Consider the following 24,911-nt stretch of genomic DNA (forward strand, 5'->3'; position numbering starts at 1 on the left):
CGCATCCGCGACTGCACAAGGCGCGGATGCGAGGGGGTTAACGCTGGATTTTGATTTCCGTACGACGGTTCTGTGCACGGCCGTCAGCGGTTTTGTTGTCCGCAACCGGCTGGCTTTCACCGGCACCGACAACCGATACGAAGTTGCTGCGAGGTACACCTTGCTCGATGAGGTATTCAACCACCGAGTGGGCGCGTTTATCCGACAGTTTCTGGTTGTAGGTGTCGCTGCCCACGCTGTCGGTATGGCCGGTTACGGTCAGTTGAGCAGTAGGGGCTTCCGCTTTCAGGCGAGTGGCAATCTTGTCGAGTACCTGCTTGTCGGACGCAGTAAGCGTGGCTTTGTCAAACTGGAAGTGAACATCGCGGATGACGATGGTTTCTTCCTTGACCACAACCGCTTCTTCGACCACAGGTGGCGGTGGTGGGCAACCGTTGGCATCGACCTGAACGCCTTTTGGCGTGCCTGGGCACTTGTCGCGACTATCCAGCACACCATCGCCGTCTTCGTCGCCATCACCGTGCACCCAGCAATAAGCCGCTGCCGTACCGCCGACGAGCAGAGCACCATACCCTGCCCATGCCGAGCTTTCGGTCGCACCGAGGCCCGCACCCACGACACCACCGACCGCCGCACAGGTCGGCCAGTCGGTTTTCTGCAAACCTGCGCAACCAGTCAAGACACTGGTTAGCAGAACCAAAGGTAATGCTGTCCGAACTATGCTCATCTAGTTTTCTCCTGAAGGATCGGCTTAGAACCGATTCAGGTAGTAAAGACCCGAGTTTTAAACTCCGCCAGCAATAGGCCATGCTGTTTATTCGTGTATTAACGACAGGCTGGCGCTTTTGTCGCCAGGCTGCTCTAGGCCCGAACGTTCGGGCAGGCTAGTCTTGGCAGATCTGATTGAGGATCTTCGATGATTGCAGGTATTTCTTCACGCACGCCGCAGCAGGCACTGGCCGCTTTACTTGACCGATATGCCCCCGCCCGCCTGTTGTTGATCGGCGCCAGCGAGTTCCCGGCACTGGAAGCGTTCAAACTCGCTCACCCGGACAGCAGCGTCGCATTCGCGGCCCCCGGGCCGTTGACCGCCGAGTTGGCGGCCCGCCGTTTCGACCTGGCCCTGGTGGTCGATTGCCTGGAGCATTTGCCCAAGCGCGACGGCCTGAACCTGCTGGGCGGCATTCGCAACCTCAACGCCAGCCGCATCGCAGTGCTGGCAGACCTGCCGGCCTGTGACTGGCAGGAAACCGACTTTTTCTCCCTGGCCCTGCAAGCCAGCGAACGCTTTCAACGGGACGAACAGGTCCTGACCCTGTTTACCTACGATCTGCTTGAATACAAACAAGTCCCCGACTGGCTCAATTCGCGCTTCTGGGCCAATCCGGAAAACTTCGGGAAATACTGGTGGTAATTTGAGTACATCCATTTGCCCTTGCGGCAGCGGCACCCTGCTCGACGCCTGCTGCGGTCACTACCATGCCGGACACCCGGCGCCGTGTGCCGAAGCCTTGATGCGCTCGCGCTACAGCGCCTACGTGCTGGGGTTGGTCGACTATCTGGTGGCCACCACCCTGCCCGCCCAGCAGGCCGGTCTGGACCGTCAATCGATCTGCGACTGGAGCGCGCAAAGTACGTGGCTGGGCCTTGAGGTGGAAAGCTCCGAAGTGCTGGGCGGCCAACCTGAACACGCTTTCGTGACCTTCACCGCGCGCTGGCACGACAGCAATGGCGAGCACAGCCACCGCGAGCGTTCGTCATTTGTGCAAAACACCGGTCGCTGGTATTTCATCGACCCCACCGTGCAACTCAAGCCCGGGCGCAATGACGCCTGCCCGTGCGCGAGTGGGCAGAAGTTCAAGAAGTGTTGTGCAGGGTATTTCAGCAGTTAGGACATGGATTGCCTGTCCACCACGCAGGATCTGCCGAAGGCTGCGATCTTTTGGGTCTAGACTGGGGCTCAAGGGAGAAACACCACGATGATCATCCGCCGCGGCGCACTCTATCTGCTCACGTTGTTCCTGACACTGGGACTCGGTGGCTGTGCATCGTGGTTCGGCGACGATTTGCCGGACCCCGAGGTCCATCTGGTGAAGATCGAGGTGGTCAGCGCCAAACTGCTGGAACAGAAATTCCTCCTGCACTTTCGCATCGACAACCCCAACGACAGCGACCTGACGGTGCGCAGTCTGGAGTATCGCGTTCACCTGGGTGACATACTGCTGGCCGACGGCGAGTACGAACACTGGTTCACCATCGGCCCCAGGCACAGCGCTTACTTCAAGGTGCCGATCCGCACCAACCTGTGGTCCAAGGTCCGTGATCTGGCCAAACTGCTGAAAAAATCCGATCAACCCGTTCCCTATCGTCTGGAAGGTGAACTGGAAACCGGTATATTCATCGCCCACTACGTGCACCTGGCGCGCAATGGCGTGATAATCGCCGCCGATTTAATTCCGGAGCAACACCGATGACCCAGCAACCCCATGTCCACGGCCCTGACTGCAACCACGATCATGATCATGATCATGATCATGACCATCACCACCATGTTCACGACCACGGCCATGTCCACGGCCCGAACTGCGGCCATGCTCACCAGGAACCGGTGCGCAATGCCCTGAAAGACGTCGGCCGCAACGATCCGTGCCCATGCGGCAACGGCAAGAAATTCAAGAAGTGCCACGGCGCTTGATGCTTCGGGCGAAGGCTCGCTTCGCCTGTTGAATCACCGCGCCTCCTGTGGGAGCGAGCTTGCTCGCGATGACGGCAGCACATTAACTATCAATGTGTCAGTCAGACCGCTATCGTCGGAACGCCGCCCGGAGCAAGCTCGTTCCTACAGGTATTTCAGTCAGCCTTTAATACACATGCAGTGCTGACCACCGTCGCATACTCGCCATGCAAATTCCCCAGCGACATCGCATGCACCTCTTCGGCACTATGGGCATGGCCGAAAAAATCAGCCTTGTCGAAGGTAAAGCAAGCATCCTCGGCCACCCACGTATCAAACCCCAGGTTGCCTGCGGTACGCGCCGTGGATTCCACCGAGTTGTGGGTCGCGACACCGACGATGATCAACTGCCCGATCCCCGCCTCGCGCAAGGCAGTCTCCAGTCCTGTTGAGCAAAATGCATCAGGCACCTGCTTCTGGATCAAGCGTTCACCGGCCATTGGCTGAAACCGTTCCTGAAACTCCACCCCCGGCTGCTGCGGCCAGAACACTGAGTCCTCCGAGCGAGACAGGTGCTGCACATGGATCACCGGCCGAGCGGTGTGCCGCCAATGGCCGAGCAATTCCAGCATGCACTCTTCAGCCCGAGGATTATTCCGGCGGCCGAGTCTGGGATGCAGGATGCCTTTTTGTTGATCGATGATGATCAGTGCCGCGTTTGTCTTGAGCTCCATGCCGACTGTTCTCCTGGATTGTTGAGCGTGTCGCACTTCAATATCACCAGTTACGGCTGGCAAGCCACTGTTGAGGATCAAAAGATCGCAGCCTTCGGCAGCTCCTACGCGAGGTCGGCGTTTCTCTGCAGGAGCTGCCGAAGGCTGCGATCTTTGACAAATCCTGAAATAACCTCTTACCCCGCTTGCGCGGCCATCGCCTGCTCACTAACGTAGCGCCTTTATTGCGCCACCACCCCCGCAGGAGCTTTGCCATGGCCTCGCCAGCCCTTACTCATTTTCTACCCCGGTTCGGCGTTGCCGCAGCAGTGACCGGTGTCTTGAGCCTGACCGGTTGTCAGAGCTTCAACGCCCAGGACACCCTCCCGCCGACCTCTGGCGTACAACCACTCAAGGGCCTGGCGCAGAGCGTTTCGGTGCGCCGCAATGCCATGGGCATGCCGCTGATCGAAAGCAACAGCTTCCACGACGCGCTGTTCACCCTCGGATACGTGCATGCCAGCGACCGCATCACGCAGATGGTCACCCTGCGCCTGCTGGCCCAGGGCCGTTTGGCCGAGATGCACGGTGCCGACCTGCTGGATGCCGACCGCTACATGCGGGCGATCAACCTGAAGAAAAGTGCTGGCGAGTTGTACAAGGCTTCTTCGCCGCGCCTCAAGCGTTTCTTCGAGGTATATGCGCGGGGCGTCAACGCCTACCTGTTCCGCTACCGCGACAAACTGCCGGCGGATCTGGCGGGCAGCGGCTACAAGCCTGAGTACTGGCAGCCGGAAGATTCGGCGCTGATTTTCTGCCTGTTGAACTTCAGCCAGTCGACCAACCTGCCCGAAGAAATTTCCTCGCTGGTACTGGCCCAGACCGTCACCACCGACAAACTGGCGTGGCTGACGCCGTCGGCTCCCGACGAAAAACTGCCGGCCGCCGAAAGCGAAAAACTGCAAGGCATCAAGCTCAACGGGCAAGTGCCGGGGCTGGTCGAACTCAGCAAAGCCACCGGGCAACTGTCGGACCTCAACCTGCTGGGCGCCACCTCGTCGAACAACTGGGCCATCGCCCCGCAACGCAGCCGCAGCGGCAAGAGCCTGTTGGCCAGTGACAGTCACGGCCCGCTGGGCGTGCCTTCGCTGTTCAGTTATGTGCAGATTCGCACGCCGAAGTATCAGGCGTCCGGCGTGACCATCGCGGGCCTGCCGATGGTGCTGGGTGGTTTCAACGGCAAGGTGGCGTGGAGTATGACGTCCGTGATGGGCGACAACCAGGACCTGTTCCTGGAGAAGATCAAACGCCAGGGCAACGGGCTCACCTACGAAAACGCCGGGAAGTGGCAGCCGGCGATCGTGCGCAACGAAACCTATTTCGTCAAAGGCCAGCGGCCGATTCGCGAAGCGGTATACGAAACCCGCCATGGCCCGCTGCTCAACAGCGCCCAGGGCACCACGCTGGCCAATGGGTTCGGCCTGGCCTTGCAAACACCGAGCTTCACCGACGACAAGAGCCTGGACGCGTTCTTCGACCTGTCCCGCGCCCAGAGCGTCGAGAAGGCCTCGGATGCCAGCCGCGAAATCCGCGCCATCGCGCTGAACCTTGTGTTCGCCGATGCCAGTCACATCGGCTGGCAAGTCACCGGTCGTTACCCCAACCGCCGCGAAGGCGAAGGTCTGCTGCCTTCGCCGGGTTGGGAAGGTCGTTACGATTGGGACGGTTACGCCGACCCGATGCTGCACCCGTACGATCAGGACCCGGCCCAAGGCTGGCTCGGCACTGCCAACCAGCGGGTCATTCCCCATGGCTACGGCATGCAATTGTCCAATTCCTGGGCCGCTCCGGAGCGTGGCGAGCGTCTGGCCGAACTGGCCGGCGCAGGCAAACACGACAGCCGCAGCCTGATCGCCATGCAATACGACCAGACCACTACCTTCGCTACCAAGCTGAAGAGAATGTTTGAAGCGCCGGGCATGGCCCAGCCGCTCAAACAAGCTATCGACGCCTTGCCCGCGGCCGATCGCGCCAAGGCACACGAAGCCTACAGCCGTTTGATGGCGTTCGACGGCAAGCTCAGCCCGACCTCCACCGACGCGGCAATCTACGAACTGTTCCTGCAGGAAAGCACCCGGCAGATCTTCCTCGATGAACTGGGTCCGGAAAGCAGCCCGGCGTGGAAGGCCTTTGTCGCCGACGGCAAATTGTCCTACGCAGCCCAGGCCGATCACTTGCTGGGGCGTGAAGACAGCCCGTTCTGGGATGACGTGCGCACCGCGCAGAAAGAAGACAAACCGGCGATCCTCGCCCGCAGCCTCGCCGCAGCGATCAGCGCAGGCGACAGCCAGTTGGGTAGCGATCACAAAGCCTGGCAGTGGGGCAAACTGCATCGCTATGAATGGAAGAACAGCAGCGGCCAGACCGTACGCGGACCGCTGCCGGCCGGTGGCGATCACACTACGCTCAATACCGCTGCCTTCGCCTGGGGCCAGGACTTCAACACCACGCTGGCGCCAGCCATGCGCTTTATCGTCGACTTCGGCCAGTCCGAGCCGCTGATGGCGCAGAACGGCACCGGTCAGTCCGGCAACCCGGCCAGCCCGAACTACCTCAACAGCATCGAACCGTGGCTCAAGGGCCAGTACATGAGCCTGCCAATGCAGCCGCAGAACTTCGACAACGCCTATGGCAAGGCGCGGTTGACGCTGACGCCAGGAAAGTAACCCAGATCTTTACCTGTGGGAGCGAGCCGGCTCCGGGCGGCGTTCCGACGATAGCGATTCAACATTCAAAATAGAGGTTGAATGTTGAATCGCCATCGCTATCGCCGTTGCGCTGACGCAAGGACAAGTCGTGTCGACGAGGTAGAGAGCCTGGTGACCCGGCTCAGTCAAACCGTTTTTTGTGGCGAGATGATTTGGTGCACCCATTTCCCTGCGCCCGTTTTCGTGCATAAATCTGTCTCCGGCCATTTCCAAGCACCTTTTAAAACGCTTGTTCGGCACTCTGGTTCGGAAATTGCTACTTTCAACAGGTCTTACGCTTTCCAGTAACAATAATTCTGCGCCACAAGCGCTCATATTGGTTTTTAGGGATTGAATAATGAAAAAAGCATTGCTGACCCTTTCTGCACTGGCGTTGTGCATGGCTGCTGGCTCCGCCATGGCGAAGGAATACAAAGAACTGCGTTTCGGCGTTGACCCTTCCTACGCACCGTTCGAATCGAAAGCGGCCGATGGCAGCCTGGTAGGCTTTGACATCGATCTGGGCAACGCGATCTGCGCCGAACTGAAGGTCAAGTGCAAGTGGGTCGAAAGTGACTTCGATGGCATGATTCCGAGCCTCAAAGCCAATAAATTCGACGGTGTGATCTCGTCGATGACCGTGACCCCGGCCCGTGAAAAAGTCATCGACTTCTCCAGCGAGCTGTTTTCCGGCCCAACCGCTTACGTGTCCAAGAAAGGTTCCGGCGTGACCGCAGACGTCGCGTCCCTCAAGGGCAAAACCGTCGGCTACGAACAAGGCACCATTCAGGAAGCCTATGCCAAAGCCATTCTGGACAAGGCCGGCGTAAAAACCCAGGCCTACGCCAACCAGGATCAGGTCTACGCCGACTTGACTTCCGGTCGTCTCGATGCAGGGATCCAGGACATGCTGCAAGCCGAACTGGGCTTCCTGAAGTCGCCACAGGGTGCCGACTACGAAGTCAGCAAGCCGGTCGACAATGAACTGCTGCCGGCCAAAACAGCGGTCGGTATTAAGAAAGGTAACACCGAGCTGAAAGCACTTTTGGATAAAGGTATCAAAGCGTTACACGATGATGGCACCTACGCCACCATTCAGAAGAAACACTTTGGCGATCTGAATCTGTACAGCGGCAAATAATGCCCGGCGCCCATCTCTCGATGGGCGCTTTTTTCATCCGATCAGGTTGCTGATTTATGTTCGAAAACCTACTAGAAAATCTGGGGCTCTCTGCCTTCAGCCTCAAGGGCTTCGGTCCGCTGCTGATGCAAGGCACCTGGATGACGATCAAGTTGTCGGCGTTGTCGCTGTTGGTAGCCGTGTTGCTCGGGCTGCTCGGCGCCAGTGCCAAGCTGTCAAAAGTCAAACTGATGCGCGTGCCTGCCCAGTTTTACACCACACTCATTCGCGGCGTTCCGGACCTGGTCCTGATGCTGCTGATTTTCTACAGCCTGCAAACCTGGCTGACCTCGTTTACCGATTACATGGAATGGGAATACATCGAGATCAACCCGTTCAGCGCCGGGGTCATCACCCTTGGCTTCATCTACGGTGCGTATTTCACCGAAACCTTCCGTGGCGCGATTCTCGCCGTCCCACGGGGTCAGGTCGAAGCGGCCACCGCCTATGGCCTCAAGCGCGGCCAGCGTTTCTGGATCGTGGTGTTCCCGCAGATGATGCGTTATGCCCTGCCGGGTATCGGTAACAACTGGATGGTGATGCTCAAGGCCACTGCGCTTGTGTCGATCATCGGCCTCGCCGATCTGGTCAAGGCTGCCCAGGACGCCGGCAAAAGCAGCTATCAGCTGTTTTACTTCCTGGTACTTGCAGCGCTGATCTATCTGGTGATCACCAGCGCGTCCAACTTCATTCTGCGCTGGCTCGAACGTCGTTACTCCGCCGGTACCCGGGAGGCCGTACGATGATCGAACTCCTGCAGGAATACTGGAAACCCTTCCTTTACAGCGACGGCAACAACATCACCGGTCTGGCCATGACCATGTGGTTGCTCAGTGCATCGATATTCTTCGGTTTCATCGTCTCGATTCCGCTGTCTATCGCCCGGGTTTCACCGCGCTTCTACATTCGCTTGCCGGTGCAGTTCTACACCTACCTGTTCCGTGGCACGCCGTTGTATATCCAGCTGCTGATCTGCTACACCGGGATCTACAGCCTGGCCGCCATTCGAGCTCAGCCAGTACTGGACGCATTCTTTCGCGATGCGATGAACTGCACGATCCTGGCCTTCGCCCTGAACACCTGCGCCTACACCACGGAGATTTTCGCCGGGGCAATCCGCAGCATGGCCCACGGTGAAGTGGAAGCGGCCAAGGCTTACGGCCTGACAGGCTGGAAGCTGTACGCCTACGTGATCATGCCATCGGCCCTGCGTCGTTCGTTGCCGTATTACAGCAACGAAGTGATTCTGATGCTGCACTCGACCACCGTGGCCTTCACCGCGACCATCCCGGACATTCTGAAAGTCGCGCGGGACGCCAACTCGGCGACATTCCTGACCTTCCAGTCGTTCGGCATCGCCGCGCTGATCTACCTGACCGTCACTTTTGCGCTGGTCGGCCTGTTTCGCCTTGCCGAACGCCGATGGCTGGCCTTCCTCGGGCCGACCCACTAGGACTCAACCAGCTTCAGGAAACAACAGATGCGCCACCAGAAACATGACCTCCTGGCCCCGCTGCCGGGGACCGCGCGACAGATCCACAGTTTTCACTTCGGCCCACAACCGGCCAACGGCAAGATCTACATCCAGGCCTCCCTGCACGCCGACGAAATGCCCGGCATGCTGGTGGCCTGGCACCTCAAGCAACGCCTGGCGGAGCTGGAAGCCGCCGGTCGCCTGCGCAGCGAAATCGTGCTGGTGCCCATCGCCAATCCGGTGGGCCTGGAACAGGTGCTGATGGATGTGCCGCTGGGCCGCTACGAGCTGGAAAGCGGCCAGAACTTCAACCGCTGGTTCGTCGACCTCAGTGAAGAAGTCGGCAACGCGATTGAAGGCAAGCTCGGTGACGATCCGCAGCACAATCAGCAATTGATCCGCAGCAGCCTGCGCGATGCGCTGGCCCGGCAGACCGCCGACACCCAATTGCAATCCCAGCGCCTGACCCTGCAACGGCTGGCCTGCGATGCCGATATGGTGCTCGACCTGCATTGCGACTTCGAAGCGGTCGCTCACCTCTACACCACGCCGGATGCCTGGCCGCAGGTCGAGCCGCTGGCCCGCTACATCGGCGCCGAAGCCAGCCTGCTGGCAACCGATTCCGGTGGCCAGTCGTTCGACGAATGCTTCACCCTGCTCTGGTGGCAGCTGAAGGAGCGCTTCGGCGAGCACTTCGACATTCCGCCGGGCAGTTTTTCGGTGACCGTCGAATTGCGCGGTCAGGGCGACGTCAATCACCCGCTGGCGAGCCTCGATTGCCAGGCACTGATCAATTACCTGATCCATTTCGGTGCGATCGCCGGCGAACCCGCCCCCCTGCCCGACCTGCCCTATCCGGCGACACCGCTGGCCGGTGTAGAACCGGTGGCCACGCCCGTCGGCGGGCTGCTGGTGTTCACCGCGCTGCCCGGCCAGTACCTGGAAGCCGGGCAACTGATCGCCGAAATCATTGACCCGATCAGCGATCGCGTCACCCCTGTTCATTGCTCCGCCGCCGGGTTGATGTACGCCCGCTCGCTGCGCCGCATGGCCACTGCCGGCATGGTAATCGCCCACGTCGCGGGCACCGAAGCCTATCGCAGCGGCTATCTACTTTCGCCTTGAGGATGCATGCCCCATGTACAAATTGACCATCGAAGGCCTGCATAAAAGCTATGGCGACCATGAAGTCCTCAAAGGTGTTTCGCTCAAGGCCAAGACCGGCGACGTCATCAGCCTGATCGGCGCCAGCGGCTCGGGTAAAAGTACCTTTCTGCGTTGCATCAACTTCCTGGAACAACCCAACGACGGCGCCATGAGCCTCGACGGGCAGAACATCCGCATGATCAAGGACCGCCACGGCATGCACGTGGCCGACGCCGATGAACTGCAGCGGATTCGCACCCGCCTGGCCATGGTGTTCCAGCACTTCAACCTGTGGAGCCACATGACGGTGCTGGAAAACATCACCATGGCCCCGCGCCGGGTGCTGGGGTGCGACAGGAAAGAAGCCGAGGACCGCGCCCGGCGCTACCTCGACAAGGTGGGTCTGGCGTCCCGCGTGGCGGACCAATACCCGGCATTCCTGTCCGGCGGTCAGCAACAGCGTGTCGCCATTGCTCGCGCGTTGGCGATGGAGCCGGAAGTTATGCTGTTTGACGAACCGACCTCGGCGCTGGACCCGGAACTGGTGGGTGAAGTGCTCAAGGTGATCCAGGGCCTGGCCGAAGAAGGCCGGACCATGATCATGGTGACCCACGAAATGAGCTTCGCCCGCAAAGTGTCGAGCCAGGTGCTGTTTCTGCACCAGGGCCTGGTTGAGGAAGAAGGCGCGCCGGAAGACGTGCTGGGCAACCCGAAAAGCGAGCGGTTGAAGCAGTTCCTAAGCGGCAACCTGAAATAGCCGCACTGAGGTGAAGTGGAAGCCGGGGTGCCCGGCTTCCACTATCAATCAACCGTTATGCCGCCGCTTCGTTTTCCAGCCTGAAACTGCCATTTTTCACTTGCAGACCATTAGCGTCCGTCCCACTGAAGCGTCCGACAAACTGCGCGTCACCTCCCACCGTCAACTCGAGCGTTCCTGGATAAAGCTCTGCCTCCGAGTTGCCGATCACGTGAATGACCATGGGAGATCCCTCGTTGAGCCCCAGGCTGAAGCTGCCACTCTGGATGCCCATCGGCAAGTACACGTAAAACGCTGTCCCCTGACCGTTATCCGCGTCAATGCAATGAATGTCTGACCGCTGATAGAAATCGAGCCCATCCGTTACGCGAAACTGCATGGAGCCGTCTGCCGTGATTACATCGGCACTCAAATGTCCCGATCGATTTGCACTCATCTGAATGTTCCTTTTCATATTCGTAGTTAACTGTCTGACGCCCTCTGCCATCGGCCCCAGGGCGCGCAGTTCGCGGATAGAACCACGACCGTGCCCGTCGATTGGTTTCCCCGACAGACACAGTTACTTCCGAATATGTGCAGGCCGATTCAGACGCTAAGTTCGTCAATAGCAACAACAAGCACAGGCCTGCTTGCTGAAGACAACAAGCACAGTTCACCGGCCATGAATGGCGGAAATCGAAAATCAGGCGACAGGCGCAGGCGGTGGTTCATCCGGAAGGTTCGGCTCACCTGGCTCGTTAGGCTGTTCGTTCGGGGTATCGGGGTCAGGCTGACCGGGGATGCCCCCCGCCATACTGACGGGCGGATGTGCCAACAGGGACCAGGCCAGAACGCCAACCTGATTGGGTTCAAGCCTTGCCAGTTCGGCACTGATTCGCGGATCGATCTTCATTCGGCACTCCTGAGCGATGGCCCGACCCACCTTGCGCGGATCGGAACAGTACACCCCATAGAGTGTACGCCCGCTCAGGAATTCACGGCATTTGTCAGACGGTTGACTCAGGTGCGAGGCAGGGTCACGCCACGCTGGCCCTGATACTTGCCGCCACGGTCCTTGTAGGACACTTCACATTCTTCGTCAGACTCAAGGAACAGCATCTGCGCCACACCTTCGTTGGCGTAGATTTTCGCCGGCAGATTGGTGGTGTTGGAGAACTCCAGGGTCACGTGACCTTCCCACTCAGGCTCGAGCGGCGTGACGTTGACGATGATGCCGCAGCGCGCATAGGTGCTTTTACCCAGGCAAATGGTCAAAACGTTACGCGGAATGCGGAAATATTCGACGGTGCTGGCCAGGGCGAAGGAGTTCGGCGGAATGATGCACACGTCGCTGTGGATGTCGACGAAGCTGCCGGCGTCGAAGTTCTTCGGGTCGACGATGGCCGAATTGATGTTGGTGAACACCTTGAAATGATTGGTGCAACGCACATCGTAGCCGTAGCTCGACACGCCGTAGGAGATCACACGGCTATCGTCGCTGCCGCGCACCTGGCGCTCGACGAAAGGCTCGATCATGCCGTGTTCCTGCGCCATGCGGCGAATCCACTTGTCCGATTTGATGCTCATGGCGGGTGTCCTGAATAGCGAGGTCGAAAAATTCTGTCCGGCATCTTACCGGGCGCGCCGCCGGGTTCAAAGTCCGCGGTGCAATTCTCGCCGAACAGGCAGGAATTACGGGCGCTGGCGACGAACCGTCACACCGCCGATCCTTAAAACAGAGAAACCTGCGCAAGAAGCATTGGCACGTTCAGGAAAAAGGGTTAAGGTGGCGTCACTGTGCTGCTTGTGTCACTGAGAATCTCTACACGATATGTTGAATTTCGATCCAACCATCTACAAGAATTTTTCCTGCTCTTTGCACTCAGTCTCGGCCAGGGTTCTTCCTGAGTCGCAGTTATCTTTGTTCAAGGAGTTACACCATGTCTAATCGCCAAACCGGTACCGTTAAGTGGTTCAACGATGAAAAAGGCTTCGGCTTCATCACTCCACAATCCGGTGACGACCTGTTCGTTCACTTCAAAGCTATCCAGTCCGACGGCTTCAAAAGCCTGAAAGAAGGCCAACAGGTTTCTTTCATCGCTACCCGCGGTCAGAAAGGCATGCAAGCTGAAGAAGTTCAAGTTATCTAACTTGTACTTGCTTTAGTAAAAAAGCCCCGCCCTCAACAGCGGGGCTTTTTTGTGCCTGTGTGTTTTTCACAGGTAAAAAAGCGTCTTACCAGGTCACGCCAAATCCTGCGGTGTAGCGTGTCTTGTCCAGATCCGCATCGTCGGTGCCGCTGATGATGTCCCGCTCCGCCTTCAGGTTCAGCGAAGCCCAGTCAGTCACCTTGTAGCGCAACCCCATCTCGGCATCGAGTGCGTAGTCGGCCACACCCGACAGCGGCTTGCCGACCTCACCACTGGTGAAGAACTCGACACGCTTACCGATCAGGTAGCGGTTGTAATCCCACGTCATGGCCAGTGCGTAGAAATTGGCCTTGCTGCCATCGGAGAACTCAAAGTCCGTACGGTTGACCAGCGAGCCCAGGGAGAACGCCCCGAGCTCGTTATCCCAGAACTGATAGCCGGGACCGGTACCGACGGTGCGCTGCCGGGAAAGGTCTTCGACCTTGTCGCGCTTGTAGACCAGGCGCCCCTGCCAGAACCATTGCTCGGTCAAGAATCGATCGATGGAGTACTCCGCCCGCCAGTTGTCCGTGGTCACCACGTCGTCCTGGAATTCACGGTTGTATTCACCTTCAGCGGTATGCCGCCAGCGACCGTGTCGCGCACTCGTCTTGAAATCGATGTCGTAGTCATCAGTGTCGTTTTCCGCCCGCTGATAATCCAGCGCGATATCGACGTTGCCTTTCCACACCAGATCCTCGACCACCGGTTTTGGCTTGAGAATCTGCTGGATGCTCGCCAGTTCGACCGTCTTCGGTGCATCGCCGTTGGCCAGCGTGACCTTGCCGGCGTCCGCCGCTTTCAGCGACTTGGCTTTCTCGCCACTGTAGGCATCCTGCTTGACCAGTAACTCCTGATCGCTGTCCAGGGTCTTGACCTGCTTCCAGTCGATCGTCACCGCACCGGCGTACTCGGTCTGGATCAGCAGCTTGCCGCCATCGAACAGCGTGATCTTGCCGCTCAACTTGTCACCGTTCTTCAACCACACGGTATCGGCTAGCAAGGGAGTGGAAGCACCAAGGACGGCGAGACACAGCAGAGATCTGGACAACATAAACAAAATACAGGCTCAGGCTTGCGAGAAAAGTCGGCATTATCCGCAGGAACAAGGCCCTGACAAGGACTTACCCGACTATTTCTGTTGAGCTCATTTCTCAACTTCCTGTGCAAGAATTACTCTACAGACGGTAAAGCAAACTTCTTCAGGACTGACGGACGTGACCGATCCAACCGATGAACCCGAGAGTGCGGCGCAAATCCGACGCACGGCGCTGTACCTGACACTGGCGCAAGTTCCCGAGGGCAAAGTCGTCAGCTACGGTCAATTGGCCGAGCTTGCAGGACTGGGTCGCGCCGCGCGCTGGGTCGGCCGCACCCTCAGCCAATTGCCGAGCGACAGCAAATTGCCCTGGCATCGCGTTCTGGGCGCAAACGGGCGTATCAGCCTGCCGGTCGGCAGCCCTTCGGGCGATGAGCAGCGCGCACGATTACGCATGGAGGGCATCAGTATCCTGAATAATCGTGTTGATATTCAGCGCCATGGCTGGCGTCCGGTAGAGCACAGCGGTTAGAGTGCGCGCTTTGTTTCCGTATTTCTTGAGGCAGACTCCAGCCCATGCCCCGTAAAACCTGGCGCGCCGCGCTCGCCGCTTATGCCAGCCCTTCGACACTCGTGCTGTTGCTGCTTGGTTTCGCCGCCGGCCTGCCCTACATGCTGGTGTTTTCGACGCTTTCGGTCTGGCTGCGTGAAGCCGGCGTGGCGCGTGAAACCATTGGTTATGCAAGCCTGATTGGCCTGGCATATGCCTTCAAATGGGTCTGGTCACCCTTGCTCGACCAATGGCGACTGCCATTGCTCGGCAAACTCGGTCGACGACGATCCTGGCTCGTGCTGTCCCAGGCACTGGTCATCCTTGGCCTGATCGGGATGGGTTTCTGCGACCCGCAAAAGCACTTGTCCTGGCTGATCGCCATTGCCGTGGTCGTCGCTTTCGCATCAGCGACGCAGGATATTGCGGTAGACGCCTATCGCCTGGAAATCGCCGAAGACAATCGTCAGGCCGCCCTGGCCGCCAGCTACATGTCCGGTTACCGGGTCGCTGCGCTGCTGGCTACTGCAGGCGCGCTGTACTTCGCCGAAGGCTTTGGTTCTACCGGCTTCAACTACAAGCATTCGGCCTGGGCCGGCACTTACATCCTGTTCGGGGCGCTAATGGTCCCGGCACTGCTGACCTCCCTGTTCATGCGCGAACCACCCGTGCCGTTACGCACGCAACTGCAGGCCGGGCGCTACAGTTTCGTGCATCAACTGGCCTCGGTGTTCGTGCTGATCATATTGCTGGTGTCCGTGCCGGCCATGTTCACCCAGCTCTACAACACCGACTTCGCCAGCGTACTGTTCGAAGGCGTGAGCGTGCTCGACCTGCTGCTCGAAGACCGCGCGTTCCTGCGGGCCATCCTCTATATCACGCTCACCGCCCTGTGCCTCTCGGCCATGGGCCGTCGCGGCCTGGCACCGGTGCTCACGCCTATCAACGACTTCATCCTGCGATACCGCTGGCAAGCGCTGCTGCTGCTCGGCTTGATCGCCACCTATCGGATGTCCGATACGGTCATGGGGGTGATGGCCAACGTGTTCTACATCGACCAGGGCTTCACCAAGGACCAGATCGCCAGTGTCAGCAAGATTTTCGGCCTGATCATGACCCTGGTCGGCGCCGGCATGGGCGGCCTGCTGATCGTGCGTTTCGGCATTCTGCCGATCCTGTTCATCGGCGGCGTCGCATCCGCGGCGACCAACATCCTGTTCCTGATGCTCGCCGACATGGGCCCCAACCTGAACATGCTGGTGCTGACCATTTCCCTGGACAACTTCAGTTCAGGCCTGGCGACTTCGGCGTTCGTCGCCTACCTGTCGAGCCTGACCAACCTCAAGTTCTCCGCCACCCAATACGCCCTGCTCAGCTCGATCATGCTGTTGCTGCCGCGCCTGATCGGCGGCTACTCCGGGGTTATGGTGGAAAAATTCGGTTACCACAACTTCTTCCTGATCACCGCCTTGCTGGGCGTCCCGACCCTGCTGTTGATCGCCTTGCACTGGTTCCAGGAGAACCGCCGCGCAGGTCCGACACCGACACCGGAACCGGTGCAGACCCCCGTCGCAGAAGAATCGTAGGTTCATTACGCAGGAAGAATCGCGGAGGGCCGTGTGAATCACGCCCTCCTGCCACACCACCGACCGCACGCCTGTACGCCAGCGGATCTCGCCCGTACAATGCTCCGTCATTTCTCGTCATCAGCAATCGATAACGGCCAACCATGCGCACCAGTCAATTTTTGCTCGCCACACAAAAAGAAACGCCTTCCGACGCGGTCGTGATCAGCCACCAGCTGATGCTACGCGCCGGCATGATCCGCAAACTCGCCTCGGGCCTGTACACCTGGCTGCCGATGGGCTTGCGGGTAATGCGCAAGGTCGAAGCTGTCGTTCGTGAAGAAATGAACGCCGCCGGCTCTCTCGAAGTGTTGATGCCGAGCACGCAACCGGCTGAGCTGTGGCAGGAATCCGGGCGCTGGGAAGAGTACGGCCCTGAATTGCTGCGCTTCAAGGATCGCCACGGTCGCGACTTCTGCGCCGGCCCGACCCACGAAGAAGTCATCACCGATCTGATGCGCAACGAGTTGAGCAGCTACAAGCAGCTGCCGATCAACCTGTACCAGATCCAGACCAAATTCCGTGACGAAATCCGCCCACGCTTCGGCTTGATGCGCGGCCGCGAATTCATCATGAAGGATGCCTACTCGTTCCACGCCGACCAGCCTTCGCTGCAGGTCACCTACGACCGCATGCACCAGGCCTACTGCAACGTATTCACCCGTCTGGGCCTGAGGTTCCGCCCTGTTGAAGCCGACAACGGCTCCATCGGCGGCGCCGGCTCCCACGAGTTCCACGTTCTGGCCGAATCGGGCGAAGACGACATCGTCTTCAGTAACGGTTCCGACTACGCGGCGAACATCGAGAAAGCCGAGGCCGTGCCACGGGAAACCTCGCGCGCCGCTGCGACTGAAGAACTGCGCCTGGTCGACACGCCGAATGCCAAGACCATTGCGCAACTGGTCGAAGGCTTCAACCTGCCGATCGAGAAAACCATCAAGACCCTCGTGGTGCACGCTGAAGAGAAAGGCAAGCTGATTGCCCTGATCATCCGTGGCGACCATGAGCTGAACGAAATCAAGGCCGCCAACCAGCCAGGCGTTGCCAGCCCTCTGGTCATGGCCTCGGAAAGCGAACTGCGCGACGCCATCGGCGCCGGCGCCGGTTCCCTCGGCCCGTTGAACCTGCCGCTGCCGATCATCATCGACCGTTCGGTCGAACTGATGAGCGACTTCGGCATCGGTGCCAACATCGACGACAAACACTACTTCGGCGTGAACTGGGAGCGCGACTTGCCTGTTCCGACCGTTGCCGACCTGCGCAACGTCGTGGCCGGCGACCCGAGCCCGGACGGTAAAGGCACCCTGGAAATCAAGCGTGGCATCGAAGTCGGGCACATCTTCCAGCTGGGCAACAAGTACAGCAAAGCGATGAAGTGCGAAGTGCTGGGCGAGAACGGCAAGCCGGTCACCCTGGAAATGGGCTGCTACGGCATCGGTGTGTCTCGCGTGGTGGCGGCTGCCATCGAGCAGAACAACGACGAAAACGGGATCATCTGGAGCGACACTCTCGCGCCGTTCCAGATTGCCCTGGTGCCGCTGCGCTACGAAACCGAACAGGTTCGCGAAGCCACCGACAAGCTGTACGCGGAACTCACCGCTGCCGGCTTCGAAGTGCTGCTCGATGACCGCGACAAGAAAACCAGCCCGGGCATCAAGTTCGCGGACATGGAGCTGATCGGCATTCCACACCGGATCGTGGTCAGCGACCGCGGCCTGGCCGAAGGCAACCTGGAATACAAGAGCCGCACCGAGGCCGACGCACAAGCGCTACCGGTCGCCGACGTGCTGCCCTTCCTTCAGGCCCGCATCCGCCGCTGATACCAGATATAGAGACGTCATGTTCAAGCGAAACACCTTAGGCCTCGGTGGCGCCGCCTTGTGCGGCGCCCTGCTGGTCAGCGGCTGTGCCAATCACATGTCACAACGCAGCGAGCAAGAGGAACGTGTCGAGCGCAAATTGCTCGATCACAGCCTGCAGATCGATGTCGGTGAGCCCAAGGTGCTTGAGCTGCCGCAACGGCGGGTGAAAATCCACGAGCAGAAGACTTTCGAAGTCACCGAGTACGAAGTCACGCGTCACTACGACCGCTATACGCCGTACCAACCCTGGCGGGAGATTTACGAAATCCCGCTGGGCGCGGTGGCCGTGGTGGCGGGTATCGGTGCCAACGTGGTCAATGTGTTCGCCCTTGGCAATCTGCCGGACAGCGTGACCAAGGACTGGCTGAGCTACGGTTTCGCCGGGCTCAACCCGTTCATGAACGTGCAGTCCCACGGCCGCGCGCAGCAAAACCTGGCCGGTATTGGTGAAGTCCAGCGCGACAAACGCACGGAATACTCAAGCCTGCCCTGGAGCGAGCGTCCGGTCGAGGTCAAGGCCGGCAACGAAACCTTCGAACTGACCACCGACAAAAACGGCGTGCTACGCCTGAATCTGTTGGACAGCCCGTTCGCCGAACATGACATCAATCATCTGAGCCGGTTGCTGATCCGTGTTGAGGATGCCCAGGGTAACGTGCACAACGATTCCACCCTGACCATCAGCAGCAACTTGCGCAGCAAGCTCTATGAGGCCCACGGGCTGATTTATGACGACCTCGAAGGTGACGAAGTCAATCAATGGGTCCACCGGGTCAAACGCCTGTCGGAGCTGGGTCTTGAAGAAGAAGCCAGCGAACTGGAACAGAGTCTGATCGAACTGACGCGCAACGATCCCGAATTACAGAGCGAGTTCCTGAAGTCGCTAGCCCGGAACGGCGAGCGACTGGTGGCGAATCCGGGACTGAATTAAAAGTTGAAGGCATCGCGAGCCTGCTCGCGATGGTGCCCTCAAACTCACCACCCGACTACCGTTCAAACAACTCCATCTGCTCAAACCCGCCCCGCAAGTCCTCCAGCCGCACGCCGACGCCCAACAACCGCACCGGTTTACCGCCGCGATTGAAAGCCTGGGTCAACATCAACTGATAACTCCCCAGATCCCGCCCTGCCCCGGCCTGCTCCAATGTAGTCTGGGTGAAGTCGTGAAACTTCACTTTGACGAATGGCTTGCCCGGACGATAGCTGCTGTCGATTCGCGCCATGCGGCCAGCCAGGGTCTCCAGCAGCTCGGGTAACTTATCCAGGCAACTCTTCAGGTCCGGCAGGTCAACGTCGTAGGTATTTTCAACACTGATCGACTGACGACGACTGTCGTTGTGCACAACACGGTCATCGATCCCACGGGCCAGGCTCCAGAGTCGCTCGCCAAAGCTGCCGAACTCACGCACCAGCGCCAACTTGTCCCACTCGCGCAATTGCAGGCAATCGGTGATACCCAGCTTGCCGAGCTTGTCGGCGGTGACTTTGCCGACCCCGTGCAATTTGCTCACCGGCAAGCCACTGACAAAGTCCTCGACCTGGTCCGGAGTGATGACAAACAGGCCGTTAGGCTTTTTCCAGTCACTGGCGATCTTGGCCAGAAATTTGTTCGGCGCCACGCCCGCCGACACGGTGATATGCAACTGGTTGGAGACCCGGCGCCGGATGTCCTGGGCGATGCGCGTTGCGCTACCACCGAAATGCGCACTGTCCGACACATCGAGGTACGCCTCATCGAGCGAGAGCGGCTCGATGATCTCGGTGTAATCGCGAAAAATCGTGTGGATTTCCCTGGACGCTTCTCTATAGGCATCCATGCGTGGCTTGACGATGGTCAGGTCCGGGCACAGCTTCAAGGCATGCCCGGAGGACATCGCCGAACGCACCCCGTACGCTCGCGCCTCATAATTGCAGGTCGCGATCACCCCACGCCGATCCGCCGAGCCGCCTACCGCCAGTGGTTTACCGGCGAGGCGTGGGTCGTCGCGCATTTCGATGGCTGCATAGAAGCAGTCACAATCGACGTGGATGATCTTGCGTTGAGTCATAGCAAAGCCGTGTTCATGGCAAAGAAAAGGCGTCATGGCGTGCCGGACAAACAGTATCTCACCGACACCTGTATATAGCACCAGTAGTCTGAATGTTCTTTTCCAATCGTAGGAAGAGTCGATTGTGAATTTATTTTTTCAATCGAAAAATTACTTTCAATAGACGCGCAGGCCTTGTCCTGCCTGCCTCGCAGACCGGTCGACCTCCCCTTTTGAACGCTAACCGATTGAACGGGAAGAGGTTTTATCGGAATTGGAGGTTGACACCCGAGCGCATCTCTATAGAATGAGCCACACAGACGCGGGATGGAGCAGTCTGGTAGCTCGTCGGGCTCATAACCCGAAGGTCGTCGGTTCAAATCCGGCTCCCGCAACCAAACATCAAAAAAGGCTACTCGAAAGAGTGGCCTTTTTTGTGTGCGCTTGTTTTGTAGCGCCGAGCACCGAAACCAGCCTTCCCAACCGGATCAAGCAGAAAGCAGAAATCTTTCTGATTCCGAAACTTAGGCCATCGCTGCGACCGCTTGCCGCGATTCAACGTTTATTTGACCTGATTCAGGATTAACGGTTGACACCCCGGCATTACTCTATAGAATGCCGCCACACAGACGCGGGATGGAGCAGTCTGGTAGCTCGTCGGGCTCATAACCCGAAGGTCGTCGGTTCAAATCCGGCTCCCGCAACCAAACATCAAAAAAGGCTACTCGAAAGAGTGGCCTTTTTTGTATCTGTTGAAAAAGTCCTTTCGCAACAATGATCTGTCACTGTGTAGCAAGCCGTTTGGGGTCACCCATGCGCCGGGTTCAGACTATGCTCTATCGCAGGCTGAAGCCTTCACGACTGATGTCGCGCCATCCCCACCGCCCGGTGATAGGCGTTAATATTTGTGATTATTTTTTTCTGCAGGGATTGGTAACTTGGCTGGATACCCCCATCCTGTCGCGCACAATCCAAGAGGTGATTGATGCGCGCCAACTCGTCTGATTCACAGGACACTGTCACAGCGACACAACCGATCAAGGCTGAGCGTCTGCGCCTGCTTGATCGATTGAGCAAATACCGTCAACCCATTGGCCTGGCGGTCACCCTGCTGTTGTTCGCGATCGCGCTGATTGCCTGTCGCCACCTGTTGAGCGAACTCGACCTTTACGCGTTGCACGACTCGATCCTCGAAGTGCCGAAACCTGCCTTGATGGGCGCACTGGCTGCAACTGTGGTCGGTTTCATCATTCTGCTCGGCTACGAATGGTCGGCCAGCCGCTATGCCGGAGTGAGCCTGGCACCGCGCACGCTGGCACTGGGCGGTTTCACGGCCTTTGCCATCGGCAATGCCATCGGTCTGTCAATGTTGTCGGGCGGTTCGGTGCGCTATCGCCTCTACGCCCGTCATGGCCTGGGAGCGGCTGAAGTCGCCCACATGACGCTGTTCGCCAGCCTCTCACTGGGTTGCGCCCTGCCGCCGCTAGCCGCCCTGGCGACGCTCAGCGACCTGCCAGCCGCGTCCACCGCCCTGGGTCTCTCCGAGACTTTGCTGGGCGTGGTGGCGAGCGCCGTGCTCGTACTGTTTTCGGTGCTGGCCATCGGGATCTACCGTCGTCGGCTGCCGGAACAGCCTTACCCGGACAACCTGCTGGTCAAGGTCGGGCGTCGCACCTTGCGCCTGCCCGGGCGTCGCCTGACGTTCCTGCAATTGATCATCACCGCCCTGGACGTAGCGGCCGCCGCGACCGTGCTCTATCTGCTGCTGCCGGAAACGCCGCCCTTCGGTGCGTTCCTTCTGGTTTACCTGCTGGCTCTGGCCGCCGGTGTGCTCAGCCATGTGCCGGGCGGTGTCGGAGTGTTCGAGGCGATTTTGCTGGCGGCGTTTTCCGACACCCTTGGCGCTGCGCCACTGGCGGCCGCCCTGCTGCTCTATCGCTTGATCTACGTGGTCCTGCCCTTGCTGGTGGCCTGCCTGCTGCTGCTGATCAACGAAGGTCAGCGCCTGTTCCAGACACGCCAGACGTTGCGCGCGGCCTCAGGCCTGGCGGCTCCGATACTGGCGGTGCTGGTATTCCTGTCCGGTGTTGTCCTGCTGTTCTCCGGCGCCACCCCGGAAATTGACACCCGCCTGGAACACATCGGTTTTCTGATCCCCCATCGACTGGTCGATGCTTCGCACTTTGGCGCCAGCCTGGTCGGCGTTCTTTGCCTGTTGCTGGCCCAGGGGCTGCGTCGCCGGCTGTCGGCCGCGTGGATGCTGACCACCATTCTGTTGCTGGTCGGTGCCCTGCTCTCACTGCTCAAAGGCTTCGACTGGGAAGAAGCCAGCCTGATGGTGCTGACGGCGAGCCTGCTCGGGGTATTCCGCCGCTCGTTCTATCGCCCCAGCCGCCTGACCGAAGTACCGTTCTCGCCGCTGTACCTGGTGGCCAGCCTGTGCGTGCTCGGTGCATCGATCTGGTTGCTGCTGTTCGCCTATCAGGACGTTCCGTACAGCCACCAACTCTGGTGGCAGTTCACCCTCGACGCCGATGCCCCTCGCGGCCTGCGTTCACTGCTCGGTGCCGCGGTGCTGCTGGTGGTGGTGTCCCTGACCTGGCTACTGCGCACCGCGCGTCCGGTCATTCACCTGCCAACGCCCGACGAACTGGAGCGCGCCAGCAAGATCCTCATGGCATCGGCCCAACCGGATGGCGGCCTGGCCCTGACCGGTGACAAGGCGCTGCTGTTTCACCCCAATGACGAAGCGTTCCTGATGTACGCCCGTCGCGGCCGCAGCCTGGTGGCGTTGTACGACCCGATCGGCCCGGGCCAGCAACGGGCGGAAATGATCTGGCAGTTCCGCGACCTGTGCGACATCCACCACGCCCGCCCCGTGTTCTATCAAGTGCGCGCAGAGAACCTGCCGTACTACATGGACATCGGCCTGACCGCGATCAAGCTCGGCGAAGAAGCCCGGGTCGACCTCAAGCGTTTTGATCTCGAAGCCAAGGGCAAAGAGATGAAGGACCTGCGCTACACCTGGAACCGAGGCACACGCGATGGTCTGTCGCTGGAGATTTTCGAGCCGGGCCAGGCGCCGATGGATGAGCTCAAGGTGATTTCAGATGCCTGGCTCACCGGCAAGAACGTGCGCGAGAAAGGCTTCTCTCTCGGCCGCTTCAGCGATGACTACCTCAAGTATTTCCGCATCGCGGTGATTCGTTTCGAAGGACGTCCAGTGGCGTTCGCCAACCTGCTCGAGACCTACGGTCATGACCTGGCCAGCCTCGACCTGATGCGCGCGCACCCGGATGCCCCGAAGCTGACCATGGAGTTCATGATGGTCGGCCTGATTCAACATTATAAAAACCATGGGTACGCGCGTTTCAGCCTGGGCATGGTGCCGTTGTCGGGGTTGCAACCCCGTCGTGGTGCGCCATTGACCCAGCGCCTGGGCTCGATGGTATTCCGCCGTGGTGAGCAGCTGTACAACTTCCAGGGCTTGCGCCGCTTCAAAGACAAGTTCCAGCCTGATTGGGAACCCCGTTATATGGCCGTGCCCGCCGGACTCGATCCGCTGGTTGCGCTGGCCGACACTGCCGCCCTGATCGCGGGCGGCTTGACCGGATTGGTGAAACGCTGATGATTCAACGCTCCTTGCGGTACGTATTGGGCACACTGGTGATAGTGGCCCTGGTTCTCGGTGGCGGTTACTGGTACCTGAAACGCCCGGCACCGGAACCGACCCTCGAATTGCTGACCCCGGCCGATGGTGCGGCGATGACCCGTGTCATCCCCGGCAACACGCCACGCGCCCAGGTGCTGGTGGCCGTCAGCGAAGACCAGAAACTCAGCGACAAGCAATTGATGACCCTCAGCCGCAGTGGCTCGGCGCAAATTGTCCAGGTGATCCTGCCCAAAGACTGCCTGCTGCAAAGCCGTGCCCTGCAATCGGGCCTGAGAGAGCTGAAAGGCCCGGCGACCCTGGTCAGCGGCATCGGCCCGGGTGCCGTGCTGGCCTGGCGCTGGTTGTCCGAGCAGAAAAATGACAAAGCCCAGGCCGTTTCGGTGGACCTGGCCCTGGAAAAGCCCGGCTGCACGCACCTGCTGCCGAAAAGCGCGGCCCACGGCCACTGGCTGGTGGCATGGAACGACAACCCGGACGACACCAGCGCCGGCTTCGTGCGCGACCAGCTCAATGCCGAAACCAGCATCAGCGACTACGACATCAACCTTCCACAAGTGCTGAACAACGAGCTGCGCAAGATCCTCGTCGGTGGTGACAAGGCCGCTGGCGGCCTGCAGATCCCGGTGGTCGAAGTGCCGGCAGGCCAGGCCAGGGACACCGTCACCCTGTTCCTGTCCGGTGACGGCGGCTGGCGCGACCTCGACCGCGACGTAGCGGGCGAGATGGCCAAGATCGGCTACCCGGTGGTTGGCATCGACACCCTGCGCTACTACTGGCAGCACAAGAGCCCGGAGCAAAGCGCGCTGGACCTGGCTGAACTGATGCAACACTACCGGCAAAAATGGGGCACCAAGCGCTTCATCCTTACCGGCTACTCGTTCGGCGCGGATGTTCTGCCGGCGATCTACAACCGCCTGGCCGAGTCGGAGCAGCAACGCGTCGACGCGATCATCCTGCTGGCCTTCGCCCGTACCGGCAGCTTCGAGATCGAAGTCGAAGGCTGGCTCGGCAACGCCGGCAAAGAAGCCGCCACCGGCCCGGAAATGGCCAAACTGCCAGCCGCCAAAGTGGTGTGCATCTACGGTGAAGAAGAAACCGACGAGAGTGGCTGCACCGACAAGACTGCGGTGGGCGAAGCCATCAAGCTGCCTGGCGGCCACCACTTCGACGAGAACTACCCGGCGCTGGCCAAGCGTCTGGTGGATATCATCGAGAAGCGTCAGCCGAAGGAAACGGCTGCTACAGAGTGATCTGACAGCCAGCAAAAAGCCCCCGC

General features: G+C 59.6%; 24 protein-coding genes and 2 tRNA genes. 19 read left to right on the forward strand and 7 right to left on the reverse strand.

What is annotated here, in order from left to right:
- Positions 1–37: 37 nt before the first annotated feature.
- Complete coding sequence (locus tag AC1D1M_RS23290; protein ID WP_477777422.1) at positions 38–727, reverse strand: PA1041 family peptidoglycan-binding anchor lipoprotein; 690 nt, start codon at positions 725–727, stop codon at positions 38–40.
- Positions 728–916: 189 nt separating this feature from the next.
- Between AC1D1M_RS23290 and AC1D1M_RS23295 the strand changes: the two genes are divergently transcribed.
- The 4 genes from AC1D1M_RS23295 (at position 917) to AC1D1M_RS23310 (ending at position 2,695) form a co-directional block, all read left to right on the forward strand.
- A complete protein-coding gene (locus AC1D1M_RS23295) occupies positions 917–1,414 on the forward strand; it encodes a DUF6231 family protein (RefSeq protein ID WP_477777423.1) in 498 nt (165 codons plus the stop codon).
- A gap of 1 nt (position 1,415) precedes the next feature.
- Positions 1,416–1,892: a YchJ family protein gene (locus tag AC1D1M_RS23300; protein ID WP_477777424.1), complete on the forward strand. Its 477-nt coding sequence runs from the start codon at positions 1,416–1,418 to the stop codon at positions 1,890–1,892.
- An 87-nt stretch (positions 1,893–1,979) separates the two neighbouring features.
- Positions 1,980–2,474 carry an LEA/WHy family protein gene (locus tag AC1D1M_RS23305; RefSeq protein ID WP_477777425.1) on the forward strand — a complete coding sequence of 165 codons (495 nt, stop codon included), beginning with the start codon at positions 1,980–1,982 and terminating at the stop codon, positions 2,472–2,474.
- Positions 2,471–2,695, forward strand: a complete 225-nt coding sequence (locus AC1D1M_RS23310; RefSeq protein WP_477777426.1) for an SEC-C metal-binding domain-containing protein — start codon at positions 2,471–2,473, stop codon at positions 2,693–2,695. Before AC1D1M_RS23305 ends, AC1D1M_RS23310 begins: the two co-directional genes overlap by 4 nt.
- Before the next feature lie 155 nt (positions 2,696–2,850).
- On the opposite strand, the gene AC1D1M_RS23315 is transcribed toward AC1D1M_RS23310, so the two are convergent.
- Positions 2,851–3,408, reverse strand: a complete 558-nt coding sequence (locus AC1D1M_RS23315; RefSeq protein ID WP_477777484.1) for a cysteine hydrolase family protein — start codon at positions 3,406–3,408, stop codon at positions 2,851–2,853.
- A 254-nt stretch (positions 3,409–3,662) separates the two neighbouring features.
- On the opposite strand from AC1D1M_RS23315, the gene AC1D1M_RS23320 reads away from it, so the two are divergent.
- From AC1D1M_RS23320 to AC1D1M_RS23345, 6 genes are all read left to right on the forward strand, one after another.
- Positions 3,663–6,113 (forward strand): penicillin acylase family protein, encoded by a 2,451-nt coding sequence (locus tag AC1D1M_RS23320; RefSeq protein ID WP_477777427.1) that lies wholly within the window; start codon positions 3,663–3,665, stop codon positions 6,111–6,113.
- A gap of 379 nt (positions 6,114–6,492) precedes the next feature.
- Complete coding sequence (locus AC1D1M_RS23325) at positions 6,493–7,275, forward strand: transporter substrate-binding domain-containing protein (RefSeq protein WP_477777428.1); 783 nt, start codon at positions 6,493–6,495, stop codon at positions 7,273–7,275.
- Positions 7,276–7,331: 56 nt separating this feature from the next.
- Positions 7,332–8,060 carry an ABC transporter permease gene (locus AC1D1M_RS23330; RefSeq protein WP_477777429.1) on the forward strand — a complete coding sequence of 243 codons (729 nt, stop codon included), beginning with the start codon at positions 7,332–7,334 and terminating at the stop codon, positions 8,058–8,060.
- Positions 8,057–8,767: an ABC transporter permease gene (locus AC1D1M_RS23335; RefSeq protein ID WP_477777430.1), complete on the forward strand. Its 711-nt coding sequence runs from the start codon at positions 8,057–8,059 to the stop codon at positions 8,765–8,767. The genes AC1D1M_RS23330 and AC1D1M_RS23335 overlap by 4 nt, the downstream gene beginning before the upstream one ends.
- 27 nt (positions 8,768–8,794) lie before the next feature.
- Positions 8,795–9,913, forward strand: coding sequence for a succinylglutamate desuccinylase/aspartoacylase family protein (locus AC1D1M_RS23340; RefSeq protein ID WP_477777431.1), 1,119 nt, complete (start codon positions 8,795–8,797; stop codon positions 9,911–9,913).
- Between the two features lie 13 nt (positions 9,914–9,926).
- On the forward strand, positions 9,927–10,691 hold the full coding sequence (locus AC1D1M_RS23345) for an ABC transporter ATP-binding protein (protein ID WP_095965070.1): 765 nt from the start codon (positions 9,927–9,929) through the stop codon (positions 10,689–10,691).
- A 55-nt stretch (positions 10,692–10,746) separates the two neighbouring features.
- On the opposite strand, the gene AC1D1M_RS23350 is transcribed toward AC1D1M_RS23345, so the two are convergent.
- From AC1D1M_RS23350 to dcd, 3 genes are all read right to left on the reverse strand, one after another.
- Complete coding sequence (locus AC1D1M_RS23350; protein ID WP_477777432.1) at positions 10,747–11,127, reverse strand: hypothetical protein; 381 nt, start codon at positions 11,125–11,127, stop codon at positions 10,747–10,749.
- A 246-nt stretch (positions 11,128–11,373) separates the two neighbouring features.
- Entirely contained in the window at positions 11,374–11,583 is a 210-nt protein-coding gene (locus tag AC1D1M_RS23355) for a hypothetical protein (RefSeq protein WP_477777433.1), read from the reverse strand.
- A 107-nt stretch (positions 11,584–11,690) separates the two neighbouring features.
- On the reverse strand, positions 11,691–12,257 hold the full coding sequence (dcd, locus tag AC1D1M_RS23360; RefSeq protein ID WP_007904652.1) for a dCTP deaminase: 567 nt from the start codon (positions 12,255–12,257) through the stop codon (positions 11,691–11,693).
- Positions 12,258–12,610: 353 nt separating this feature from the next.
- Here dcd and AC1D1M_RS23365 point away from each other — a divergent pair, with 353 nt between their 5' ends.
- Entirely contained in the window at positions 12,611–12,820 is a 210-nt protein-coding gene (locus tag AC1D1M_RS23365) for a cold-shock protein (protein WP_002554837.1), read from the forward strand.
- An 85-nt stretch (positions 12,821–12,905) separates the two neighbouring features.
- Here AC1D1M_RS23365 and AC1D1M_RS23370 read toward each other — a convergent pair whose 3' ends face one another.
- On the reverse strand, positions 12,906–13,913 hold the full coding sequence (locus tag AC1D1M_RS23370; protein ID WP_477777434.1) for a DUF481 domain-containing protein: 1,008 nt from the start codon (positions 13,911–13,913) through the stop codon (positions 12,906–12,908).
- Between the two features lie 163 nt (positions 13,914–14,076).
- Here AC1D1M_RS23370 and AC1D1M_RS23375 point away from each other — a divergent pair, with 163 nt between their 5' ends.
- From AC1D1M_RS23375 to AC1D1M_RS23390, 4 genes are all read left to right on the forward strand, one after another.
- Complete coding sequence (locus AC1D1M_RS23375; protein ID WP_223550277.1) at positions 14,077–14,430, forward strand: MGMT family protein; 354 nt, start codon at positions 14,077–14,079, stop codon at positions 14,428–14,430.
- Between the two features lie 44 nt (positions 14,431–14,474).
- Positions 14,475–16,034 carry an AmpG family muropeptide MFS transporter gene (locus AC1D1M_RS23380; protein WP_477777435.1) on the forward strand — a complete coding sequence of 520 codons (1,560 nt, stop codon included), beginning with the start codon at positions 14,475–14,477 and terminating at the stop codon, positions 16,032–16,034.
- Between the two features lie 143 nt (positions 16,035–16,177).
- Positions 16,178–17,893 carry a proline--tRNA ligase gene (locus tag AC1D1M_RS23385; protein WP_477777436.1) on the forward strand — a complete coding sequence of 572 codons (1,716 nt, stop codon included), beginning with the start codon at positions 16,178–16,180 and terminating at the stop codon, positions 17,891–17,893.
- 19 nt (positions 17,894–17,912) lie between these two features.
- Entirely contained in the window at positions 17,913–18,866 is a 954-nt protein-coding gene (locus AC1D1M_RS23390) for a hypothetical protein (RefSeq protein WP_477777437.1), read from the forward strand.
- Positions 18,867–18,921: 55 nt separating this feature from the next.
- Here AC1D1M_RS23390 and dinB read toward each other — a convergent pair whose 3' ends face one another.
- Positions 18,922–19,983 carry a DNA polymerase IV gene (gene dinB / locus AC1D1M_RS23395; RefSeq protein WP_477777438.1) on the reverse strand — a complete coding sequence of 354 codons (1,062 nt, stop codon included), beginning with the start codon at positions 19,981–19,983 and terminating at the stop codon, positions 18,922–18,924.
- A 300-nt stretch (positions 19,984–20,283) separates the two neighbouring features.
- On the opposite strand from dinB, the gene AC1D1M_RS23400 reads away from it, so the two are divergent.
- The 4 genes from AC1D1M_RS23400 to AC1D1M_RS23415 all read left to right on the forward strand — a co-directional run bounded on the left by AC1D1M_RS23400 (position 20,284) and on the right by AC1D1M_RS23415 (position 24,885).
- Positions 20,284–20,360: transfer RNA gene (locus AC1D1M_RS23400), tRNA-Met, on the forward strand.
- A 232-nt stretch (positions 20,361–20,592) separates the two neighbouring features.
- Positions 20,593–20,669: transfer RNA gene (locus AC1D1M_RS23405), tRNA-Met, on the forward strand.
- A gap of 278 nt (positions 20,670–20,947) precedes the next feature.
- Entirely contained in the window at positions 20,948–23,590 is a 2,643-nt protein-coding gene (mprF, locus tag AC1D1M_RS23410) for a bifunctional lysylphosphatidylglycerol flippase/synthetase MprF (protein ID WP_477777439.1), read from the forward strand.
- Positions 23,590–24,885: a virulence factor family protein gene (locus AC1D1M_RS23415; protein ID WP_477777440.1), complete on the forward strand. Its 1,296-nt coding sequence runs from the start codon at positions 23,590–23,592 to the stop codon at positions 24,883–24,885. Before mprF ends, AC1D1M_RS23415 begins: the two co-directional genes overlap by 1 nt.
- Positions 24,886–24,911 lie beyond the last annotated feature (26 nt).

The organism is Pseudomonas sp. P1_F7, assembly GCF_056405655.1.

What these genes read in the sequence shown, in the direction of transcription:
- AC1D1M_RS23320 (WP_477777427.1), top strand. Translation starts at nt 3,663, where the DNA reads ATGGCCTCGCCAGCCCTTACTCATTTTCTACCCCGGTTCGGCGTTGCC.
- AC1D1M_RS23390 (WP_477777437.1), top strand. Translation starts at nt 17,913, where the DNA reads ATGTTCAAGCGAAACACCTTAGGCCTCGGTGGCGCCGCCTTGTGCGGC.
- AC1D1M_RS23385 (WP_477777436.1), top strand. Translation starts at nt 16,178, where the DNA reads ATGCGCACCAGTCAATTTTTGCTCGCCACACAAAAAGAAACGCCTTCC.
- AC1D1M_RS23325 (WP_477777428.1), top strand. Translation starts at nt 6,493, where the DNA reads ATGAAAAAAGCATTGCTGACCCTTTCTGCACTGGCGTTGTGCATGGCT.
- AC1D1M_RS23415 (WP_477777440.1), top strand. Translation starts at nt 23,590, where the DNA reads ATGATTCAACGCTCCTTGCGGTACGTATTGGGCACACTGGTGATAGTG.
- AC1D1M_RS23335 (WP_477777430.1), top strand. Translation starts at nt 8,057, where the DNA reads ATGATCGAACTCCTGCAGGAATACTGGAAACCCTTCCTTTACAGCGAC.
- dinB (WP_477777438.1), bottom strand. Translation starts at nt 19,983, where the DNA reads ATGACTCAACGCAAGATCATCCACGTCGATTGTGACTGCTTCTATGCA.
- AC1D1M_RS23365 (WP_002554837.1), top strand. Translation starts at nt 12,611, where the DNA reads ATGTCTAATCGCCAAACCGGTACCGTTAAGTGGTTCAACGATGAAAAA.
- AC1D1M_RS23350 (WP_477777432.1), bottom strand. Translation starts at nt 11,127, where the DNA reads ATGAGTGCAAATCGATCGGGACATTTGAGTGCCGATGTAATCACGGCA.
- AC1D1M_RS23295 (WP_477777423.1), top strand. Translation starts at nt 917, where the DNA reads ATGATTGCAGGTATTTCTTCACGCACGCCGCAGCAGGCACTGGCCGCT.
- AC1D1M_RS23315 (WP_477777484.1), bottom strand. Translation starts at nt 3,408, where the DNA reads ATGGAGCTCAAGACAAACGCGGCACTGATCATCATCGATCAACAAAAA.
- AC1D1M_RS23305 (WP_477777425.1), top strand. Translation starts at nt 1,980, where the DNA reads ATGATCATCCGCCGCGGCGCACTCTATCTGCTCACGTTGTTCCTGACA.
- AC1D1M_RS23355 (WP_477777433.1), bottom strand. Translation starts at nt 11,583, where the DNA reads ATGAAGATCGATCCGCGAATCAGTGCCGAACTGGCAAGGCTTGAACCC.
- AC1D1M_RS23345 (WP_095965070.1), top strand. Translation starts at nt 9,927, where the DNA reads ATGTACAAATTGACCATCGAAGGCCTGCATAAAAGCTATGGCGACCAT.
- mprF (WP_477777439.1), top strand. Translation starts at nt 20,948, where the DNA reads ATGCGCGCCAACTCGTCTGATTCACAGGACACTGTCACAGCGACACAA.
- AC1D1M_RS23310 (WP_477777426.1), top strand. Translation starts at nt 2,471, where the DNA reads ATGACCCAGCAACCCCATGTCCACGGCCCTGACTGCAACCACGATCAT.
- AC1D1M_RS23290 (WP_477777422.1), bottom strand. Translation starts at nt 727, where the DNA reads ATGAGCATAGTTCGGACAGCATTACCTTTGGTTCTGCTAACCAGTGTC.
- AC1D1M_RS23340 (WP_477777431.1), top strand. Translation starts at nt 8,795, where the DNA reads ATGCGCCACCAGAAACATGACCTCCTGGCCCCGCTGCCGGGGACCGCG.
- AC1D1M_RS23380 (WP_477777435.1), top strand. Translation starts at nt 14,475, where the DNA reads ATGCCCCGTAAAACCTGGCGCGCCGCGCTCGCCGCTTATGCCAGCCCT.
- dcd (WP_007904652.1), bottom strand. Translation starts at nt 12,257, where the DNA reads ATGAGCATCAAATCGGACAAGTGGATTCGCCGCATGGCGCAGGAACAC.
- AC1D1M_RS23370 (WP_477777434.1), bottom strand. Translation starts at nt 13,913, where the DNA reads ATGTTGTCCAGATCTCTGCTGTGTCTCGCCGTCCTTGGTGCTTCCACT.
- AC1D1M_RS23330 (WP_477777429.1), top strand. Translation starts at nt 7,332, where the DNA reads ATGTTCGAAAACCTACTAGAAAATCTGGGGCTCTCTGCCTTCAGCCTC.